Genomic DNA, 17,952 nt, shown 5'->3' on the forward strand with positions numbered 1-17,952 from the left:
AGCCCACATGCCGTCGTTGCTCGCGATCACCTATCACTTCTTCCTCCAGGTCGCCGTCGTCCTCGTGACCTATCGCCTCCTGTGGCCGTTATTCCGCCGACTCGCGCAGGTACAGGTTGTGGCGATGATGGTGGCCGGATTCCTGCTCGGCCCATCGGTATTGGGCTGGCTCTGGCCCGCTGCGCAGCAGTGGCTGTTCCCCACCAAGCTGACCATCGGCGCCGAAACGTTCACCCATCCGAACCTGGTGGTCATCTACGTCGTCGGTCAGCTCGGGCTCGTGCTCTACATGTTCCTGGTGGGCGCGTCGTTCAAACTCGACATCCTCACCGCGCATTCGCGGCAGGCCGGTTTCACCTCGGCCGCCGGCATCGGGATCCCGCTCATCCTCGGTGGCCTCGTCGGATGGTGGATGGTCAGCCTCGGCGGCTACTTCACGGAGAAGGTAGTGCATTGGCAGGGTGGCCTTTTCGTGGCGGCGGCCGTTGCCATCACGGCGTTTCCGATGCTGGCGTGGATCGTCTACGACTCCGGACTGCTCAATACGCGGCTGGGCACGATGGCGCTGTCCTGCGCCGCCGTCGACGACGCCTGCTCGTGGGTACTGCTGGCGACGGTGGTGGCGACGGCCAAGGGAAGCCTGTTCGGGGCGATCCTGGCCGTCGGAGGTGGGTTGGCCTATTTGGCGTTCATGGTTTATATCGGTCGCCCGCTTCTCGGCCGGCTTGAAACATGGACGCCACCTCGCTTCGACGTCGAACGCTCAGGCGGCCTGCCGATCGCGCATCTGAGCGTCATTCTCCTCGTCGTGCTGGCCGCGAGCTGCGTCACCGATGCGGTCGGAATCTATTCGGTGTTCGGTGCCTTTGTCGCAGGCGCCGTCATGCCACGCGGCGCGCTGCTCGACGCAATCCGCGACCGGTTCGAACCGCTGGTCGCCTACCTGCTGTTGCCCGCGTTCTTCATCTATTCGGGCCTGAATACGTCGCTCACGTTGATCTTCGACGGGCCGACTCTTCTGATGGCGGGTGTCGTGCTCGTGGTGTCGTTCGCCTCGAAGTTCGGGGCCATCGGACTGGCAGCGCGTTGGCAGGGCATGAGTTGGTATGAGGCCGGTTCGATGGGGGCGCTCGCCAACGCCCGCGGGCTCATGGAACTCATCCTGCTCAACATCGGGTTCGAGGCGGGACTCATCTCCGGAAAGCTGTACACCATCTTGGCGCTCATGACCATCGTCACGACCTTCGTCGCGACACCGTTGCAGCGGCTGTTCGAGCGCCGTCTGCACAAGTCGGGATCGAAGTTCGGCCCTGCCGGTGAGGAGCCCTTGAGGAGAGATCAGTTGGACGCGGAGCTGGCCTCGTAGAACGCGATCCGCCAGTCTTTGTCGGTGCGGGTGACGACAACCCCGATGTTCAGCTGCACGGAGTCCCGGTCGCGAAACCCAAACTCGGCGGCGAGGTAACCGAGCGCTACGTCAGCGCCGAAGCGACGCGACTCCAGGATGCGGTAGTGCACCGTCATGCCCGGCGGCTGTGCGTCGTAGTACTCGTAAACACCCCGCGGCCCTACGCTGAACGGCCGCAGCCCCTGAAAGATCGCGTCGTCGGTGAACACCGCGGCGACCAGCTCCGGATCGTGCGCGTCGATTCCGTTCTTCCACTGATCCAGCGCCGCGCGCAGGATCGCCTCAGTGTCCGGCACTTTGACCTCCGTCGACATGCAGGATTTCACCGGTGACGAAGCCGGCCTGCTCGAGATACAACACAGCATCGACGGCGTCGTGGACGTCGCCGAGCCGCCCCATGGGATTCAACGTTGCCAGGGCGTCGTGGGTGGACGGATCGTGCATCGGCGTGTCGATGACGCCCAGAGCAACGGCGTTGGCGCGAATTCCGCGTCCGGCGTACTCGACGGCCAGCGCCTTGGTCGCGGCATTGAGTCCGCCCTTGGTCAGTGACGCCAAGGCAGACGGCGCTTGCGAGTTGGCCTGATCGACCAAGCTGGTGGAAATGTTGACGATGTGGCCGCCGGCTTGCATCACTGTCAGCGCCGCGCGTGTCACCTCGAAGAAGCCGCGCAGGTTCACACCCGTGATGGCGTCGTAGTCCGCATCGGTATACGAGGTGAACGGTTTGGGGATGAAGATGCCTGCGTTGTTCACCACGGTGTCGACGCGGCCGAACCGCCGCATGGCCGCATCGATGATGCGCTGGCCGACGCCGGGCTCTGAGATGTCGCCCGCGACAGCGTGCACCATCGGATCGTCGCTCTCGCCGATGTTTCGGGAGTTGGCGACGACGGCATAGCCCAGTTTGCGATAAGCCTGAACCAGTCCGGCACCGATCCCCTGGGAGGCACCGGTGATGACGGCTACCCGTGTCGAAGTTTCCATGCCCGTTCCTTTCCTCGCTGTGTATCTGGCTCAACGTGTCCGGCGGGTTGGTGATGCCTGACAGGCCTGATGAATCGGCTCTCTGCTGGGAGGCTGGGCCTATTAGGATGACCCGATGGAGTTGCGGCAGCTGCGCTACTTCGTCGCCGTGGCCGAGGAACTGAACTTTGGCCGGGCGGCCGCGCGTCTACGCATTGCTGGTCCGTCGCTGTCCCAGCAGATCAAGGCTCTCGAACGCGATCTCAAGGTGACGCTATTCGACAGGGATCGCCGGTCCGTCGTCCTGACCCCGGCCGGAGCCGCATTGCTGCCCGACGCACGGGCGCTGGTCGCCGGAGCGGATGAATTACGCAGGCGGGCAATGGGTCTCGGGGTATCGCAGCCGGTGCGCATCGGATACGTGAACTGGTGTCCGACCGATTGGGCCGAACGCGCGGCGGGGGTCGCCCAGTTGCGGGTGGACACCTGGGTGATGCCCTCTCACGCGCAGGCTGCCCGGGTCGCCGAGGGCAGCCTTGACCTCGCGATCTGCTGGGTCCAGAACACTGATCTGGACGAGCTGTCGCTGGACGCGCGGCTTCTCGGAGTGGACCGGCTCTATGCGCTCGCCGCCGGTTCCGACGAATCACCGGTCGACGCAGCCGACACCGTCGTTCTGGTCGATGCCGATGCCGCCAGCTGGTCGTCGTGGAATCGTTACGGCGAGCAATTCGCCGCCGCCACCGGCGCCCGCATCATGCGCACCGATGACGGCGGTGTCACCGGCCCGACGTTCTTCGAACATGTACGGGGGTTACGTCGCCCCGTCCTCAACAACCCCAGAGGGCAGGACGAGGCGCTGCCCAGAGGCCTGGTGCGCCGTCCGATCGTCGACCCATCACCGTTGTGGACATGGTCGTTGGTGTGGCGACGCGGCGAGGACAACCCGGCAGTCCACGCCCTGGTCGACGAATTCACCCGTGGTAGAAGCGATTTCGGGCTTCACGACCCGTCCGTGTGGTTGCCTGCCGACGATCCGCATCAGGCCCGCGACCAGAGCAGCGGCTAGCACAACCGCGGTAGCCACCAGCAGGGCCGACCGGAACCCGTTGTGCAGCAACGGGCTCACCATCGCCGGTCCGACGATCTGACCAACCGAGTAAACGGCGGTCAGCAAGGCGACAGCGCGCGGATACGAGAGCAGCCGCCCGGCAGCCAAGGTGAGGGTGCTGATGCCGACGAAGGTGCCACCGAAGAGTGCCGCCCCGATCAGTGCCGCGGCCACTCCACCGAAGACACCGGCCGCCGCGATCCCCGCCGCCTGTACGCACAGCGCGATCACCAGGAGACCCGAGTGCGACCATCGCGAGCTGAGCGCGGCCCACAAGGCCGCGGAGGGCACCGTAGCCAGACCGACCACCAACCAGGTCCCGCCGCCGAGCCACGGGGGAGCGTCCGCAGCGACGGCTGCGACCAGGAACGTGCCGGCGATGATGTAGCCGATGCCTTCGAGGGTGTAGCTCGCCGCGAGCAGCGCGAAGGCACGATGCGGCAGCGGTCCTCGGACGCCGGTCGGCGACGTTCCCGACGCAATGACATCTTCGCCCGGTTGCATCGGCCAGGCGACGACAGCCAACGCAGCGGCCGCAGCTGCCGATACCCACCAGGCCAGCCGCCATTCTCCGCTGGCCAGCACCACGACTGCCGACAGTGCGATGCCGGCACCGACCCCGCCGAGTCCCCAGCCGGCGAGATGGGCCGGTCGCGCGTGCAGATGCTCCAGCAAGAGGTTGACGGCGATCACGAAAACCAGCGCGCTCGTGAAGCCGGCAAGCGCGCGCAGCGAGATCCACTCGACGGGGAGGGTGGCCCAGGACATTCCCGCGAGGCTCGCGACGAGCACCGCCAGCGACGCGCGGCAGACGGCGACCGAGCGTCCCAGTCGGGGCCACACAGTCCCGGCCAGCGCTCCGGCCAGGTACCCGCCGTAGTTGGCGGTCGCCAAGGTAGCGGCGGTGTGTGCGCTGATACCCGCCTGCGCGGTCATCAACGGCAGGATCGCGGTGTAGACGAATCGGCCTATGCCCATGGCGGCGGCCAGTGCCGCGGCGTTGCGCACGATGTGCCCGTGGTGCTGCATCTGCCCATCGTGGGACGCCGCCGGCGGCACGCGCCAGGATCGACGTGCTCGCAGCTGGTAGGCATTGCCTTCTGAAGGGCGATCACATTGACTGACGATTAGACATCGTCGGTGCCAGTTCATAACCTGTCCGAGGACATACGTAGCCGGACCACCATCGGTCCCTACAGCGAAGGATCGTGACAGTCCGAATGAGCCGGGTGCGCCACTCTCTTCGGGGAACGGCGTGCGGTGCTGCGGCCGCGATCCTGGTGCTGGCGGTTGCGATAGCGGGCAACGTGAGCGCGGACCCGCAGGCTGACGCACTTTCCCAGCTCGATGATCTGTCCCGGCAGGCGGTGCAGACTCGCGAAGCCGTCACCGCTGCCCAGCGGGATGCCGAGGACAAACTGGCCGCCCAGACTGCGGCCGAAGACCGCCATCGCGCCGATCAGGTGGCCCTCGACGCCGCGAATTCCCAGCTCGCCTCCCGTCAGGCCGCTGCCGACAAGGTGGCGGCGATGACGTACGTGAATGGGCGCACCGGCCAGTTGGCGTCGCTGTTGACCGCAAGCTCGCCGCAACAACTGATCGACCAGCTGTCTCTGCAGCGGGCAGTCACCGTTGAGGCGGCAGGTCAGATGAAAGCCTTCAACGCTGCCCGTCAGCAAGCGGCCGCCGCCGCTGAAGCGTCGAAGACATCGGCCGCTGACGCCCGCGTCGCAGCCGAGCAGTCGACCGCGGTGCGCGCCGACCTGCAATCGAAGTGGAAGGAACTGCAGCGTCAGATCGCCGCTGCGGAGAAGCAGTACGCGGCGCTGACACCGCCGCAGCGGGCGGTGGTCGACAACGCGGCCGCGCTGCCGCCACAGGCTGTGCCCGGGCCGCCGCCTGCGCAGGCGTTGCCGGCTCCGGCACCGCCACCGCTCGTCGCGATGCCCGGTCAACCGCCCGCCGAGGTGCCCCCACCCCCCGTGGCCGCTCTCATGAGCATCCCGGAGTCGCTGCCCGTCGGCGTCGCGAACGAGGGCGGGCTACAGCCCAACACAATCTTGGCCGCCCGCGCAGTCAGCGCGAGGTTTCCCCAGATCGGCGAGATCGACGGGGTACGGCCCGACTCGAAGCCGTGGCATCCGAGCGGACTGGCGATCGACATCATGATCCCCAATCCCGAGAGCCCGGAGGGCATTGCGCTCGGAGACGAGATCCTTGCGTTCGCGATGGCCAATGCGGGCCGATTCGGACTACAGGACGTGATCTGGCGCGACACGTACTACACGCCGGACGGTCCGCAGAGTACGGGTTACGGCCACTTCGACCACGTCCACATCACCACGACACCGCGCGGCTGACCGACGAATCGGTAAGCCCCGCAACGTTCGGTCGCGCACCAATGCTGACAGCGACCTCACAGCGAACAGTCAACTGGTCCACGCCGCGTTGTGCAGTACGGTCCGGTGTCGTACCGTCAATCTAGTTGATAAGCTCCGCTACAGAAATCGTCCACCGTCCGCGCCTGACGCAATCATGGAAAGGTAACGGATGCAGCGGGTTTCGGCCAGACGTCGACTCAGCCAGCGATGGATGGTTCTGGTCGCGGTGGTGGTGGTCGCGGTGGCCGCCTTCGCCGTGTATCGGCTGCACGGCGCCTTCGCCTCCGACGACGTCACCGCGACGCCCAACGACTCGAACAGCATCGTTCCGTTCAACCCCAAGCACGTCGTCCTGCAAGTCTTCGGGCCGCCGGGGACAGTGGCCACCATCACCTACCTCGACGTGGACGCCCAACCGCAGCGCGCCGACGCGGTGGCGCTGCCGTGGGCCTACGACACGACCACCACCCAACCGGCGGTATTCGTCAACGTGCAGGCCCAGGGCAACAGCGATTCGATCGGCTGCCGAATCAAGATCGATGACGCGGTCAAGGACGAGCGATCGATAACCACGCCCAACGCCTACACCTACTGCCTGGATAAGTCGGGATGAGCACCAACCGGATCCCGGACTTCATCCGGCGGTACTCAGTGCTCATCGCATTGTTCTGGCTGGGCCTGGCGGTCGTGACGAATGTTTTTGTCCCGCAACTGGAGACCGTTGCCGAGGCGCACAACGTGTCGCTGAGTCCCCAGGACGCGCCGTCGCTTCAGGCCAGTAAACGTATCGGCAAGAAGTTCGAGGAGTTCGACTCCGACAGTTCGGCGATGGTCGTTCTGGAGGGCGATGAGCCGCTGGGCGCCGACGCGCACCGCTTCTACGACGAGTTGGTCCACAAGCTTTCGCAGGACACCAAGCACGTCGAGCACATCCAGGATTTCTGGGGAGATCCGCTCACGGCGGCGGGCTCGCAGAGCTCCGACGGCAAGGCGGCGTTGGTGCAGCTGTATCTCGCCGGGAACCAGGGCGAGTCGTTGGCCAACGAGTCCGTCGATGCCGTGCGCGACATCGTCAACGACACACCGGCGCCGCCGGGCGTGCGGGCCTATGTCACCGGCGCCGCGCCCCAGGTCACCGACCAGTTCGAGGTGGGCCGCCACGGCACCCTGAAGACCACCCTGATCACCCTCGGCGTGATCGCGGTGATGCTGCTCTGGCTCTACCGCCGACTCTCCACGGTGCTGATGGTGATCTTCACGGTGATGCTCGAATTGACCGCGTCCCGCGGTGTGGTCGCCGTACTCGCGAACTCCGGCATCATCGAGTTGTCGACGTATTCGACCAACCTGCTGACGCTCCTGGTGATCGCCGCCGGAACCGACTATGCGATCTTCCTTCTCGGCCGGTTCCACGAAGCGCGGTACGGCGGGCAGGATCGGGTCTCGGCGTTCAACACGATGTACCACGGGACCGCGCACATCATCCTGGGCTCCGGCCTGACGGTCGCAGGCGCGGTGCTCTGCCTGACGTTCACGCGGCTGCCCTATTTCAGCAGCCTTGGTGTCCCCGCCGGAGCCGGTGTCCTCGTCGCCGTCGTGGCGGCATTGACCCTTGCCCCCGCCCTGTTGGTCATCGGACGCCATTTCGGTCTGTTCGAACCGGCACGGCCCATGCGCACCAGAGGATGGCGGCGCATCGGCACGGCCGTTGTCCGCTGGCCGGGGCCGATCCTCGTCGCGACCATCGGCATAGCCCTCATCGGACTGATCGCCCTGCCGGGTTACAAGACGAATTACAACAACCGCCACTACATGCCGGCCAGTGCTCCGTCCAACGTCGGCTACGAGGCGGCCGAGCGCCACTTCTCGGAGGCGCGGCTGAATCCCGAGCTGTTGATGATCGAAGCGGACCACGACCTCCGCAATCCCACCGACATGATTCTGCTGGAGCGCGTCGCGAAGGCCGTCTTTCACACGGACGGCATCGCGCAGGTGCAGTCGATCACGCGGCCGTTGGGCACTCCGCTCGACCACACGTCGATTCCGTTTCAGATCAGCGCGGGTAGCGCGGCGCAGATCGAGAACCTGCCCTACCAGCACGCCCGTGGTGCCGATCTGCTCAAGCAGGTCGACACGATCAACGACTCGATCAACATTCTGAGGCAGCAGTACGTGCTGCAACAACAGACCGCGGCGGTGACCGACGAGCAGACCAAGGCATTTCAGCAGACGGTCGCCACGAGCCAGGACCTGCGCGACAAGATCGCCAACTTCGACGATTTCTTCCGGCCGCTGCGCAACTACTTCTACTGGGAGCCACACTGTTTCGACATCCCGGTCTGTGCTGCGCTGAGGTCGCTGTTCGAGGCACTCGATGGCGTCGACGCGCTGACAGACCAGTTGTCCGACGTCGCGGGCAGCATCGCCAAGCTGGATGCGTTGCAGCCCAAGCTGGTTGCGCTGATACCGCCACAGATTGCCAGTCAAGAGACCAACCGCGACCTGACTCTGACCAACTACGCGACCACCTCGGGTATCAACGACCAGACGCAGGCGGCGCTGGAGAACTCGACCGCTCTGGGTAAGGCGTACGACGCGTCGAAAACAGATGACTCGTTCTATCTGCCGCCGGAAGCGTTCACCAACCCGGAGTTCCAGCGCGGACTCAAGTTGTTCCTTTCGCCGGACGGCAAGGCCGCGCGCCTGATCATTACCCACGAAGGCGATCCCGCTACGCCCGAGGGGATTTCACACATCGACGCCATCAGGCATGCCGCGGAGGAAGCAGTCAAGGGCACGCCCCTTGCGGGATCCAACATCTACATCGCCGGTGTCGCGGCCACCTACAAGGACATCCAGGACGGCGCCAAATACGATCTCATGATCGCAGGTATCGCCGCGATGAGCCTCATTCTGCTCGTCATGGTGTTCATCACCCGAAGCATCGTCGCCGCGTTCGTCATCGTGGGCACGGTGGCGCTGTCGCTGGGTGCCTCTTTCGGACTGTCCGTGCTGATCTGGCAGGACATCCTCGGCGTCGAGCTGTTCTGGATCGTGTTGGCGCTGGCCATCATTCTGCTGCTGGCCGTGGGGTCGGACTACAACCTGTTGCTGATCTCCCGGCTCAAGGAGGAGATCGGCGCCGGCCTGAACACCGGCATCATCCGGGCGATGGCGGGCTCCGGTGCGGTGGTGACGGCGGCGGGTCTGGTGTTCGCCGCGACGATGGCCTCGTTCGTGTTCGCGGACTTGCGGATTCTCGGCCAGATCGGGACGACGATCGCCCTCGGTCTGTTGTTCGACACGCTGATCGTGCGGTCATTCATGACGCCGGCGGTCGCAGCGCTGCTCGGCCGTTGGTTCTGGTGGCCGCTGAAGGTGCGTCCCCGCCCTGCGAGTCAAATGCTTCAGCCCTACGGATCGCGCCAGTCGGTTCGTCAACTGCTGCTGTGGGAAGACGGCGACCCAGCCGTGTCCGAAGGACCTCGGTCAGGCCGTTGAAAGCTCGTCGGAGGTATTGGGCTCCGACACCTCAACATCCCGCAGCCGCCCTTTCAGAACTGCGACTCTGCGCAGCTGAGCGGCGATGTTCATGGAGGTCAACATCGGGATGCCCCCGATGAACGTGCGAAATGAGGGATGGCCGCCGTGAAACTGCAGCATGAACAGGCAGCCGACGACGTAGAAGAAACCCATGGTGAACAGGGCAGCGGGTATCGCGTAGGCGAGGGGTGATCGCGCGTCGGCAACCAGTTCGGTCGCGTAGTCGAATTCGGTCTGGGACATCGGTTCGCGCTTGCGCACTTTGGCGAGCACCGCTTTGTGCGCGCCCACTTTTTCGCCGAGTGGAGCGGGTGTTCGATTCTCCAGCCGACTGATGTACACGAATACGCAAGTGGCGAAGGCGAGTTCAGCGGCGGCAGCAAGGATTGTGAGGTCGCCCCAGAGACCGAGTCCGAATGTCACCCTGCCGACGCTACCCGAATCAGGGCTCGGCCCCCGCCGTAGACGGGGGCCGAGCTCGCGCAGGGGCTCAGCGATTGCGCACGGAACCGCGTGCGCCGACGCGAGTCCAGATGAGCAGCACGATGATTGCGCCGATGACGGACCCGATGATTCCCGCCGGTTGGAGCAGTCCTTGCGATGCGTCCTTGTGGAACAGAAGGTAACCGAGGAAGCCGCCGACGAACGAGCCGACGATTCCCAGGACGATCGTGGTGAGGACCGACATGTGTTGTTTCCCGGGAACGAGCAGGCGGGCGAGCGCTCCGGCGATGAGTCCGACGACGATGATGGTGAGGATGAGTCCGATCATGGTGTGAGCCTTTCGGAAACGCGCCCATGGGGCGCTGATACCGCGTGGCCGGGCGGTTGCCCGACATGAATACAGTTCACACCCCTTAGGGGTGTATCGCTACACCCCTAAGGAGGTAAGTTCATCGAGCATTGGCGCCGCGGCCCGTAGGCGCGCTACGACGCCTGGGAGTTGTCGTCTGGCGCGCGGTTGCCCTGGTGTACCGGCGACTCCCAGGTGTAGGGCTCCTCGGGATGGCCGGATCCGCCGAGGATGAACGAGCGATCGCTCCGATTCGCACGCGCAATGGTCGCCATCCACGTCGCGACGGTGCTGAAACGGTTGCGCACGCCGGTGAGGAATGCGATGTGGATGAACCCCCAGCCGAGCCATCCCACGACGCCCGCGAGCTTGACCGGCCCCGCCTGCAATACCGCGTGGCCTCGGCTGATGTACGCCGCTGATCCGAGGTCGCGGTAGTGGAAATCCTTGCGCCTGCTGCTGCCGATGTCGCGCCGAATGCAGGCCGCGACGTGCCAACCGCCCTGCATGGCGTTCTCCGCCACCCCCGGCAGTCCCGCGCGGCCGGCCAGGTCGCCGATGACAAACGTGTCGGGGTGCCCGGACACCGACAGGTCGGCGTCCACGGAGATGCGTCCTGACCGGTCGGTGTCGGCGCCCAATACCTCCGCGGCGTGCTTCGCGAACGGGACGGCCTCGACCCCCGCCGTCCACAGCACCGTGCGGGTGGCGTATTTCTCGGTTTCGCCCTCGCCTTTCGGGCTCACGGTGATGCCGTCGCGCCTGACGTCGGAGACGTGCACGCCGAAGTGCATCTCGACGCCCAGGTCTTCGAGTATTCGCGAAGCCCGTTCGGAGAGTGCAGGCGCGAAACTCTTGAGCACACGGTCTCCGCCGTCGAATAACAGCACTCGGGCGTCTTCGGGCTCGATGCTGTGAAACTCGTTGGCCAGCGATCGGGTCGCGAGTTCGCGTATCTGCCCGGCCAATTCGACACCCGTCGGTCCCGCGCCCGTCACCGCGAACGTGAGCCATTGGTCCCGCTCCGGCCCGGGCGGCAGGGTCTCGGCGATCTCGAAGGCGGCGAAGACTCGACGGCGGATGCTGAGCGCGTCGTCGAGCGTCTTCATGCCGGGTGCCCAGGTGGCGAACTCCTCTTTCCCGAAGTACGACTGACGCATGCCGGCGGCGATCACGAGGTAGTCGTACTCGACGTCGAACTTCGATTCGTCGGGCCGCCGCGCCGTGACGCGGCGTGCGTCGGGGTCTAGCCGGATGGCCTCACCGAGCAGCGTCGTGACGTTGCGGTGGCGCGAGAGTTCTTCGCGCAGCGACCGGCTGATCTGCCCGATGCTCAGCGTTCCCGTCGCGCATTGGTAGAGCAGCGGCTGAAACACGTGGCACGCTGCGCGGTCGAGGAGCGTGACGTCCACATCCACGCGTCCGAGACGGCGCGCACAGAACAGGCCGCCGAATCCGCCGCCGATGATGAGGACCCTGGGCCGTCCGTTGCTCATGACCAAGCCGTACCCGTTTCAGGGCGTCATACGCATCTGCCGATCGCCCTCGAGACGCTCAGCTGCGCAGTGTTCTCGGCAGCCCGAACCAGGGCAGCACATCGTTGTCGAAGCGGGTCAGGCCGCAGATTCGATCCCCGGCAACGCTGAGCACCAGTAGGCCCGCAGCGCGGCGGGACGCGCCGCCGTTCGTCGGGAGATAGGCCCCGAACGCAGGCTGACCATTGGCACGGGTCGGCACCAATTTGTACCTTCGGTGCTGAAACACGCTGGCGTAGAAACGCCGCACCGCATCTCGGCCGTGATACTCGAGCGGTATCGGCGGCATGGACACGCGCACATCGGATGTCAGCAGATCGATCAGGGCATCGACGTCGCCGGACTGGTAGGCGCCGACGAACCTGTTCACCAACGCCTGCTCCGCCGCAGACTTCGGCGCCACCGGGACATCTTCGTCGAGCCGACGGCGGTCGAGCGTCACGCGGGCGCGTTTGAGTGCACTGTTGATGGAAACGACCGTGGCATCCATCATCTCGGCCACCTCGGCGGCGGAGTAACCGAGCACTTCACGAAGGATCAGTACGGCGCGCTGGCGCGCCGGAAGTATCTGCAGGGCGGTCACGAAGGCCAGCGAGATCGACTCCTGCTGTTCGTAGCGCGCCTCCGGGCCCAGCGCCCAGGACTCCGTCGTTTCCAGCATCGCATCGGGAAACGGTTCGAGCCAGACGATTTCGCCCCTATGCGTCGGTTCGGGCAGATCGATCCTGGTCATGTCGACCTCCTTGGTCGGCCGCCTCTTCGCCGCACGCAGCGCGCTCAAACACTGATTTGTGGCGATGCGATACAGCCAGGTGCGGATGGAAGCCCGACCCTCGAAACCGGCCAGCCCCTGCCACGCCGCCAGCAACGTGTTCTGCACCATGTCCTCGGAATCCTGCAGTGACCCCAACATGCGATAGCAGTGCACCTGCAGTTCTCGACGAAACGGCTCGGTCAACGAGCGGAACGCCTCGCTGTCGCCGGCGCACGCTCGTTCGATCAACTCCGCTGTCATTGCTCCCCACTATTCGCCTCACATGGCGTCGCCGACGGCGCGCCCAGTGAATTAGACGCCGCAACGGGCCCGAACTGAGCGCAGAATCCGCGCCCAGTTTCGTCGCCGCGCCGCATCTACCCCTGTGACTGCAGGCGGCCAAGACACTCGAACGGCTGCATTCAGCGGTCAACAAGTAGCCGCCGACACGAAAGGTATTGGAATGAAGAACACATCGAATGCGAGCACCCTCGTCGTCGGGGCCAGCCGTGGACTCGGCCGAGGAATTGCGTTGGCCTTCGCAGAGTCCGGGGCGGATGTTGTCGCCGTCGCGCGGACCGAGCCGGCGCTGACCGAACTCGCCGCCACCCACCCGGGCATCCGCATCGAGGTCGCCGACGCCTGCGACGAAGCGACTGCGTCCAAGCTGATCGACGAATACCAGCCAGCCATCCTGGTGCTGGTGGCCGGCGCGACGCCGGTGATGCGTGAACTGCAGCGCCAGAGTTGGGAGACGTTCTCTACCAACTGGAATGCCGATGTGAAGATCGCCTTCACCTGGCTGCGTGAAGCGCTGACCAAGCCACTGGCACCTGGTAGCCGGGTGATCGTGGTCAGTAGCGGCGCTGCTCTGAACGGGTCACCGCTCAGCGGCGGCTACGCTGGAGCCAAGGCGACGCAACGGTTCATCGCGGAGTACGCCCAAAGCGACTCGGCCCGAGCGAATTTGGGCATTACGTTCACGACGATATTGCCGAGGATGACTCCCTTCGGCGACGTCGGCCGACAGGGTATACGGGCTTACGCGAGCCTGAGCGGTCAATCCGAAGACGACTTCGTGCGTCAGCTGGGACCACTCGCCTCCGGCGAAACCGCCGGCGCAGCGCTTGTCGACCTGGTCCGGGCCGATCCTTCGACAGCAACGCCCGCTTACGTGTTGACCGGCAACGGGCTGCAGGCTCTGTAGTGATCGTCCAGCAGTCGCGCTGTCATGCATGGGTGTCAGACTGAGGCGGTGACCTCCACCAATGACATCTATGAGCGGCTCGGAGTGCTCGAGCAGCTCGTCAAGCATCTATACGCGCAGATGAATGTGCCCATGCCAGATCTGCGGGCGATCGCGCGCAACGAAGCGTCGCCGCGCGTGCGGGAGCTGGTCGCCGCGGGCAACAAGATCGGCGCGATCAAGGCCTACCGCGAGGAGATGAACGTCGATCTGGCCACCGCAACCCGCGCCATCGAGGCGCTGTACGCCTAGAACGGGCTGCTGTTGGACTGCCGGCGGGCGTCTTCCGGGCGCGGCCCGTACTTCTTGATGTAGGCCTCGTGGATGTGCGCGTCCCTCTTGCGCTTGATCTCGTCCACCAGGTTGGGGTCCAGGTTGTGTTGGGCGAGCCGGTACCGGCGCCATACCTTGTTCAGCGCCAGCGACATCAGGATCGCCCAGATGTAGATCGGCGCCGTCATCTCCAGATGCACATACAGCGACGCGGGCAGCAGCCAGAACGGCGCGAGAATCAGCAGCGGCGGTATGGCCATGCGGATCATGTGCCTGCGGACGGCGCCGTGATCGGCGAGGTCGTGGGCCACCCACTCGCGCATCGAATCGGGAAGACGCCGCCCGTATATGTAGGTGAGGTACTGCAGAGGGCCTGGCTTGTTCATCGCGAATCCCTTCCTTCGTCGAGCGCTCCCGCAGCCACCGCAGCAGCGTTGACGCGGGTCAGTACTTGGTGCAGCTGCTCGAGCTCGTCAAGGCCGACGCCGAGCTGTGCCACCACCGCGGGCGGGATCTTGAGGGCGCGCCTGCGCAGCTGAATACCTGCCTTGGTCAATCTGATATCGGTCGCGCGCTCATCGGTGGCGCTGCGCGTCCTGGTAATCAACCCGATCGCCTCCAGGCGCTTGAGCATCGGAGACAAGGTCGCCGAATCCAGCTGCAGCACCCCGGCTATCGCCTTGACCGACAGCGGCTGATCGGCATTCGATTTCTGGTGGTCCCATAGCGCGAGCATCACCAGATACTGCGGGTGGGTGAGGCCCAGCGGCTCGAGGAGCGGACGGTACACCGCCAGCACGGCACGATTGGTGACCGCGAGCGCGAAGCACACCTGCCGTTCGAGGGCGAGGGGATCGACGTCGGTCGCGACCATGGTCATGACAACATCCTACTCAACTAATTAATGCCCTAACTAATAGGGTGCTATGTATCACACATTGCTAGCATCACCACGCCATGCCTGACGAGCCTATCCGCGATGACCATGCCGAGTTGTTGCAGCGCCGCGCGCTGACGGAGGATGCAGCGCGGCCCGACGCGGTCGAGCGCAGGCGCTCGAGGAACGGACGCACCGCCCGGGAGAACATCGCCGACCTCGTCGACGCGGACTCGTTCGTCGAATACGGCCGCTTCGCGATCGCGGCGCAGCGACACCGCCGCGACCTCGCCGACCTGATCGCCAGGACGCCCGGCGACGGTCTGGTCGCGGGCACGGCGCGCGTCAACGGCGACCTCTTCGGCGATCAGAACTCCGCCTGTGCGGTGCTCTCCTATGACTACACGGTGCTGGCAGGCACCCAAGGCGCACTGGGCCACCGCAAGAAGGACCGCCTGTTCGAGCTGATCGAACGCATGCGCCTGCCGACCGTGTTCTTCGCCGAGGGCGGTGGAGGGCGTCCGGGCGACACCGACTATCCCACCGTCTCCGCGCTCGACGCCCGCGCGTTCAAGCTCTGGGCCGCACTGTCGGGTCTCGTGCCGCGCATCGCCGTCGTCAAGGGCCGCTGTTTCGCGGGGAACGCCGTGATCGCTGGCGCGTCGGATCTGATCGTCGCCACCGAGGACACCTCGATCGGCATGGGCGGCCCTGCGATGATCGCCGGAGGCGGGCTGGGTGACGTCCACCCCGACGAGGTCGGGCCGATCCGCGTGCAGGAACCCAACGGCGTGGTCGACGTCGTCGTCGCCGACGAGGCCGAAGCGGTCGCCGTGACCAAACGCCTGCTCTCCTACTTCCAGGGCACGACGACACCGGGAAATGCCGGCGACCAAACACCCCTTCGCACAATGGTTCCCGAGCGTGCCCGGCGAGCCTATCCGGTGGCCCCGATCATCGAGACGCTTGCCGACGACGGGTCGGTGACGTTTCTGCGGCCGCGTTTCGCCGCCGAGATGGTGACCGCGCTGGCCCGAATCGACGGCCGGGCCGTCGGCATCGTCGCGAACAACAGCATGGTGATGGCGGGAGCGATCACGGCGGCGGCGTCCGACAAGGCGGCGCGCTTCCTGCAACTGTGCGAGGCGTTCGGGCTGCCCGTGGTGTCGCTGGTCGACTGCCCGGGTTACATGGTGGGGCCGGCGGCGGAGGCCGAGGCGCTGGTACGACGTGCGTCGCGGATGCTGGTCGCCGGCGCCGCGCTGACCGTGCCCCTAGTCGCGGTGGTGCTGCGCCGCGGCTACGGACTTGGCGCACAGGCGATGCTGGGCGGCAGCCTGCACGAACCCGTGCTCACCGTGGCATGGCCGGGTGCACACCTGGGTCCGATGGGACTCGAAGGTGCGGTCCGGCTGGGACTGCGCAAGGAACTCGAGGCGATCGCCGACGACGAGGAACGAGAAGAGCGGGTGCGTCAGGCGACCGCGGCGGCACAGGAAAATGCCAAGGCGCTCAACGCCGCCCAACTCTTCGAGATCGACGATGTGATCGACCCGGCCGATACGCGCAGGCTGATCGTCGACACCTTGACCGCGGCCACCATGCACGAGCAGCGCCGCACCGAACGGCGCTTCATCGACACCTGGTAGCCGCCCGCCGCCTACCCCCCGATGCGGCGGCGGGCGACACGATCAGGCGGATTCGGCGTAGTAGCGACGAGCACGCACGACCTGGCCGTTGCGTTCGGCGAGCGATCGCAGCTGTCGCAGGGCAAACGTCCGGCCGCGGCCGCCCTCCGGGATTACGATGCCTGCCCAGAGGCCTTCTGCCCGCGGCAGCTCGCATGCTTCGCGGGCACATAGCCACCGGCGTGGGCACGCCCGGCAGATGGCCTTGGCGTCGTCGTCAGCCGACGTCGTCCACCGCTCGGGATCTCGCGTGCAGGCACCTACCGGCGTCTCGTCCCAATGTGTTGTGTTCATCCCCGTCGCTCCTCCGTGCGCTGAGCGGCAACTGCGCCGCGCGATGTCGCAAAGCTAACCCATAAACCGTAGCGATGCAACAGTTAGCGCTACGAAACCGATGCAGCCGAGTGACTGACAGAGCCTTATGTCGCGGCTAGAATCGCGTTGAAGTGCGAAAATGAACCGCAGGATGGCCGACGAGATCAGCGGTCAACCGTAGCGGTGCCCATGTTAGGAAGATGCCAAAGGCATAGCTTTGCCACGGATTGAGGGGCACCACGCGGGCCCAAGTCGTAGCGCAGGTCGCCATGGCCGCTACGATTGCCACGCCGCTGCGTCCCGTGAGTCTCGAGGAATGCCCGTAGATGACTGATCCGGAGTCGACCGAGCAGGCGACCGAGGTGTTGGACCAGGGGATGCTGCGCGCGGGTGCCGCAGCCGCGGCCCGCCGTCGCGAACTCGACATCAGCCAGCGCAGTCTGGCTGCCGACGGAATCATCAACGCCGGGGCGCTGATCGCGTTCGAGAAGGGCCGGAGCTGGCCGCGTGAGCGAACGCGAGCAAAGCTCGAAGAGGTGTTGAGATGGCCGGAAGGCACGATCGCGCGGCTGCGGCGGGGCGAGTCGGTCGCCGTCGAGCATCGCGTCGAATCACGAGCGCGCACGCACGACGACGTTCCGCTGATCGCGCAGGCGGTGCTCACCGCGGTGAACACCTTCGGCACGGCGGTCGAGGCGCTGCCACCCGTCGAGGATCCGGACTTCACACAACGCGCCACGAAGATCCTGGCGGATCTGCGTCAACTCGAGGCAGTCGCAGCGAGAGCGGCGCGGATCAGCAAGGTGTCGCCGGCATTGATCAAGGCGCTGAGCGCGGTGCGCACGCGCTACGACGAGCTCATGCTGCGTGCTGCCCGCGCGCCGCAGGCCACCGTCGGTCAGCGACTGTATGCGGCCCGCCGGGGCGCGAACCTGTCGATCCTCGAAACCGCCCAGGCCGCAGGCGTTTCCGAAGAGGACATCATCGGCGCCGAGGCGGAGGAGCCTGTGTCCGACGACGCCGTCCGCGAGATCGAATCGCTGATCGACCAGCTGCGCTGAG

General features: G+C 65.8%; 18 protein-coding genes and 1 pseudogene. 9 read left to right on the top strand and 10 right to left on the bottom strand.

Annotated elements, in window-relative coordinates; all coding sequences use genetic code 11:
- The first annotated feature begins 7 nt into the window (after positions 1 to 7).
- Positions 8 to 1,366, top strand: a complete 1,359-nt coding sequence (locus AB4Z42_RS15180) for a cation:proton antiporter domain-containing protein (protein WP_442010000.1) — start codon at positions 8 to 10, stop codon at positions 1,364 to 1,366.
- Here the strand turns inward: AB4Z42_RS15180 and AB4Z42_RS15185 are convergent.
- Both AB4Z42_RS15185 and AB4Z42_RS15190 read right to left on the bottom strand, forming a co-directional pair.
- Positions 1,339 to 1,704: a YybH family protein gene (locus AB4Z42_RS15185; protein WP_442010001.1), complete on the bottom strand. Its 366-nt coding sequence runs from the start codon at positions 1,702 to 1,704 to the stop codon at positions 1,339 to 1,341. The two genes, AB4Z42_RS15180 and AB4Z42_RS15185, sit on opposite strands and share 28 nt — an antisense overlap.
- Positions 1,691 to 2,395: an SDR family NAD(P)-dependent oxidoreductase gene (locus AB4Z42_RS15190; protein WP_442010002.1), complete on the bottom strand. Its 705-nt coding sequence runs from the start codon at positions 2,393 to 2,395 to the stop codon at positions 1,691 to 1,693. Before AB4Z42_RS15190 ends, AB4Z42_RS15185 begins: the two co-directional genes overlap by 14 nt.
- A 115-nt stretch (positions 2,396 to 2,510) precedes the next feature.
- On the opposite strand from AB4Z42_RS15190, the gene AB4Z42_RS15195 reads away from it, so the two are divergent.
- Complete coding sequence (locus AB4Z42_RS15195; protein ID WP_442010003.1) at positions 2,511 to 3,443, top strand: LysR family transcriptional regulator; 933 nt, start codon at positions 2,511 to 2,513, stop codon at positions 3,441 to 3,443.
- Positions 3,444 to 3,485: 42 nt separating this feature from the next.
- On the opposite strand, the pseudogene AB4Z42_RS15200 reads toward AB4Z42_RS15195, so the two are convergent.
- A pseudogene (locus AB4Z42_RS15200) lies at positions 3,486 to 4,637 on the bottom strand (YbfB/YjiJ family MFS transporter); the annotation flags it as partial.
- Between the two features lie 68 nt (positions 4,638 to 4,705).
- On the opposite strand from AB4Z42_RS15200, the gene AB4Z42_RS15205 reads away from it, so the two are divergent.
- The 3 genes from AB4Z42_RS15205 (at position 4,706) to AB4Z42_RS15215 (ending at position 9,367) form a co-directional block, all read left to right on the top strand.
- Positions 4,706 to 5,845 carry a coiled-coil domain-containing protein gene (locus AB4Z42_RS15205; protein WP_442010061.1) on the top strand — a complete coding sequence of 380 codons (1,140 nt, stop codon included), beginning with the start codon at positions 4,706 to 4,708 and terminating at the stop codon, positions 5,843 to 5,845.
- 190 nt (positions 5,846 to 6,035) lie between these two features.
- Complete coding sequence (locus AB4Z42_RS15210; RefSeq protein WP_442010004.1) at positions 6,036 to 6,479, top strand: MmpS family transport accessory protein; 444 nt, start codon at positions 6,036 to 6,038, stop codon at positions 6,477 to 6,479.
- Positions 6,476 to 9,367: an MMPL/RND family transporter gene (locus AB4Z42_RS15215; RefSeq protein WP_442010005.1), complete on the top strand. Its 2,892-nt coding sequence runs from the start codon at positions 6,476 to 6,478 to the stop codon at positions 9,365 to 9,367. The genes AB4Z42_RS15210 and AB4Z42_RS15215 overlap by 4 nt, the downstream gene beginning before the upstream one ends.
- Here AB4Z42_RS15215 and AB4Z42_RS15220 read toward each other — a convergent pair.
- From AB4Z42_RS15220 to AB4Z42_RS15235, 4 genes are all read right to left on the bottom strand, one after another.
- On the bottom strand, positions 9,356 to 9,832 hold the full coding sequence (locus AB4Z42_RS15220; protein ID WP_442010006.1) for a hypothetical protein: 477 nt from the start codon (positions 9,830 to 9,832) through the stop codon (positions 9,356 to 9,358). The genes AB4Z42_RS15215 and AB4Z42_RS15220 overlap by 12 nt on opposite strands.
- A 67-nt stretch (positions 9,833 to 9,899) precedes the next feature.
- The gene (locus AB4Z42_RS15225; protein WP_442010007.1) at positions 9,900 to 10,181 is read right to left on the bottom strand and encodes a GlsB/YeaQ/YmgE family stress response membrane protein; all 282 of its coding nucleotides are present in this window, start codon (positions 10,179 to 10,181) and stop codon (positions 9,900 to 9,902) included.
- Positions 10,182 to 10,336: 155 nt separating this feature from the next.
- The gene (locus tag AB4Z42_RS15230) at positions 10,337 to 11,698 is read right to left on the bottom strand and encodes an NAD(P)/FAD-dependent oxidoreductase (RefSeq protein ID WP_442010008.1); all 1,362 of its coding nucleotides are present in this window, start codon (positions 11,696 to 11,698) and stop codon (positions 10,337 to 10,339) included.
- Positions 11,699 to 11,756: 58 nt separating this feature from the next.
- A complete protein-coding gene (locus tag AB4Z42_RS15235; protein WP_442010009.1) occupies positions 11,757 to 12,752 on the bottom strand; it encodes a sigma-70 family RNA polymerase sigma factor in 996 nt (331 codons plus the stop codon).
- 202 nt (positions 12,753 to 12,954) lie between these two features.
- Between AB4Z42_RS15235 and AB4Z42_RS15240 the strand changes: the two genes are divergently transcribed.
- Together AB4Z42_RS15240 and AB4Z42_RS15245 are read left to right on the top strand one after the other, a co-directional pair.
- Complete coding sequence (locus tag AB4Z42_RS15240) at positions 12,955 to 13,698, top strand: SDR family oxidoreductase (RefSeq protein WP_442010010.1); 744 nt, start codon at positions 12,955 to 12,957, stop codon at positions 13,696 to 13,698.
- A 48-nt stretch (positions 13,699 to 13,746) separates the two neighbouring features.
- Positions 13,747 to 13,989, top strand: a complete 243-nt coding sequence (locus AB4Z42_RS15245; protein ID WP_442010011.1) for a hypothetical protein — start codon at positions 13,747 to 13,749, stop codon at positions 13,987 to 13,989.
- Here the strand turns inward: AB4Z42_RS15245 and AB4Z42_RS15250 are convergent.
- Together AB4Z42_RS15250 and AB4Z42_RS15255 are read right to left on the bottom strand one after the other, a co-directional pair.
- Positions 13,986 to 14,396, bottom strand: a complete 411-nt coding sequence (locus tag AB4Z42_RS15250) for a DUF5313 domain-containing protein (RefSeq protein ID WP_442010012.1) — start codon at positions 14,394 to 14,396, stop codon at positions 13,986 to 13,988. The genes AB4Z42_RS15245 and AB4Z42_RS15250 overlap by 4 nt on opposite strands.
- Positions 14,393 to 14,890: a MarR family winged helix-turn-helix transcriptional regulator gene (locus AB4Z42_RS15255; protein ID WP_442010013.1), complete on the bottom strand. Its 498-nt coding sequence runs from the start codon at positions 14,888 to 14,890 to the stop codon at positions 14,393 to 14,395. Before AB4Z42_RS15255 ends, AB4Z42_RS15250 begins: the two co-directional genes overlap by 4 nt.
- Positions 14,891 to 14,967: 77 nt before the next feature.
- On the opposite strand from AB4Z42_RS15255, the gene AB4Z42_RS15260 reads away from it, so the two are divergent.
- Complete coding sequence (locus tag AB4Z42_RS15260) at positions 14,968 to 16,536, top strand: acyl-CoA carboxylase subunit beta (RefSeq protein ID WP_442010014.1); 1,569 nt, start codon at positions 14,968 to 14,970, stop codon at positions 16,534 to 16,536.
- A 42-nt stretch (positions 16,537 to 16,578) separates the two neighbouring features.
- On the opposite strand, the gene AB4Z42_RS15265 is transcribed toward AB4Z42_RS15260, so the two are convergent.
- A complete protein-coding gene (locus AB4Z42_RS15265; RefSeq protein ID WP_442010015.1) occupies positions 16,579 to 16,869 on the bottom strand; it encodes a WhiB family transcriptional regulator in 291 nt (96 codons plus the stop codon).
- A gap of 347 nt (positions 16,870 to 17,216) precedes the next feature.
- Between AB4Z42_RS15265 and AB4Z42_RS15270 the strand changes: the two genes are divergently transcribed.
- On the top strand, positions 17,217 to 17,951 hold the full coding sequence (locus AB4Z42_RS15270; RefSeq protein ID WP_442010016.1) for a transcriptional regulator: 735 nt from the start codon (positions 17,217 to 17,219) through the stop codon (positions 17,949 to 17,951).
- The last annotated feature ends 1 nt before the right edge of the window (position 17,952 follow it).

The organism is Mycobacterium sp. 2YAF39 (assembly GCF_052114565.1).
Classification (GTDB): domain Bacteria; phylum Actinomycetota; class Actinomycetes; order Mycobacteriales; family Mycobacteriaceae; genus Mycobacterium.

Coding starts and splice junctions, on each gene's coding strand:
- AB4Z42_RS15190 (WP_442010002.1), bottom strand. CDS start 2,395: ATGGAAACTTCGACACGGGTAGCCGTCATCACCGGTGCCTCCCAGGGG.
- AB4Z42_RS15240 (WP_442010010.1), top strand. CDS start 12,955: ATGAAGAACACATCGAATGCGAGCACCCTCGTCGTCGGGGCCAGCCGT.
- AB4Z42_RS15210 (WP_442010004.1), top strand. CDS start 6,036: ATGCAGCGGGTTTCGGCCAGACGTCGACTCAGCCAGCGATGGATGGTT.
- AB4Z42_RS15205 (WP_442010061.1), top strand. CDS start 4,706: ATGAGCCGGGTGCGCCACTCTCTTCGGGGAACGGCGTGCGGTGCTGCG.
- AB4Z42_RS15235 (WP_442010009.1), bottom strand. CDS start 12,752: ATGACAGCGGAGTTGATCGAACGAGCGTGCGCCGGCGACAGCGAGGCG.
- AB4Z42_RS15230 (WP_442010008.1), bottom strand. CDS start 11,698: ATGAGCAACGGACGGCCCAGGGTCCTCATCATCGGCGGCGGATTCGGC.
- AB4Z42_RS15255 (WP_442010013.1), bottom strand. CDS start 14,890: ATGACCATGGTCGCGACCGACGTCGATCCCCTCGCCCTCGAACGGCAG.
- AB4Z42_RS15265 (WP_442010015.1), bottom strand. CDS start 16,869: ATGAACACAACACATTGGGACGAGACGCCGGTAGGTGCCTGCACGCGA.
- AB4Z42_RS15250 (WP_442010012.1), bottom strand. CDS start 14,396: ATGAACAAGCCAGGCCCTCTGCAGTACCTCACCTACATATACGGGCGG.
- AB4Z42_RS15225 (WP_442010007.1), bottom strand. CDS start 10,181: ATGATCGGACTCATCCTCACCATCATCGTCGTCGGACTCATCGCCGGA.
- AB4Z42_RS15215 (WP_442010005.1), top strand. CDS start 6,476: ATGAGCACCAACCGGATCCCGGACTTCATCCGGCGGTACTCAGTGCTC.
- AB4Z42_RS15270 (WP_442010016.1), top strand. CDS start 17,217: ATGACTGATCCGGAGTCGACCGAGCAGGCGACCGAGGTGTTGGACCAG.
- AB4Z42_RS15195 (WP_442010003.1), top strand. CDS start 2,511: ATGGAGTTGCGGCAGCTGCGCTACTTCGTCGCCGTGGCCGAGGAACTG.
- AB4Z42_RS15180 (WP_442010000.1), top strand. CDS start 8: ATGCCGTCGTTGCTCGCGATCACCTATCACTTCTTCCTCCAGGTCGCC.
- AB4Z42_RS15260 (WP_442010014.1), top strand. CDS start 14,968: ATGCCTGACGAGCCTATCCGCGATGACCATGCCGAGTTGTTGCAGCGC.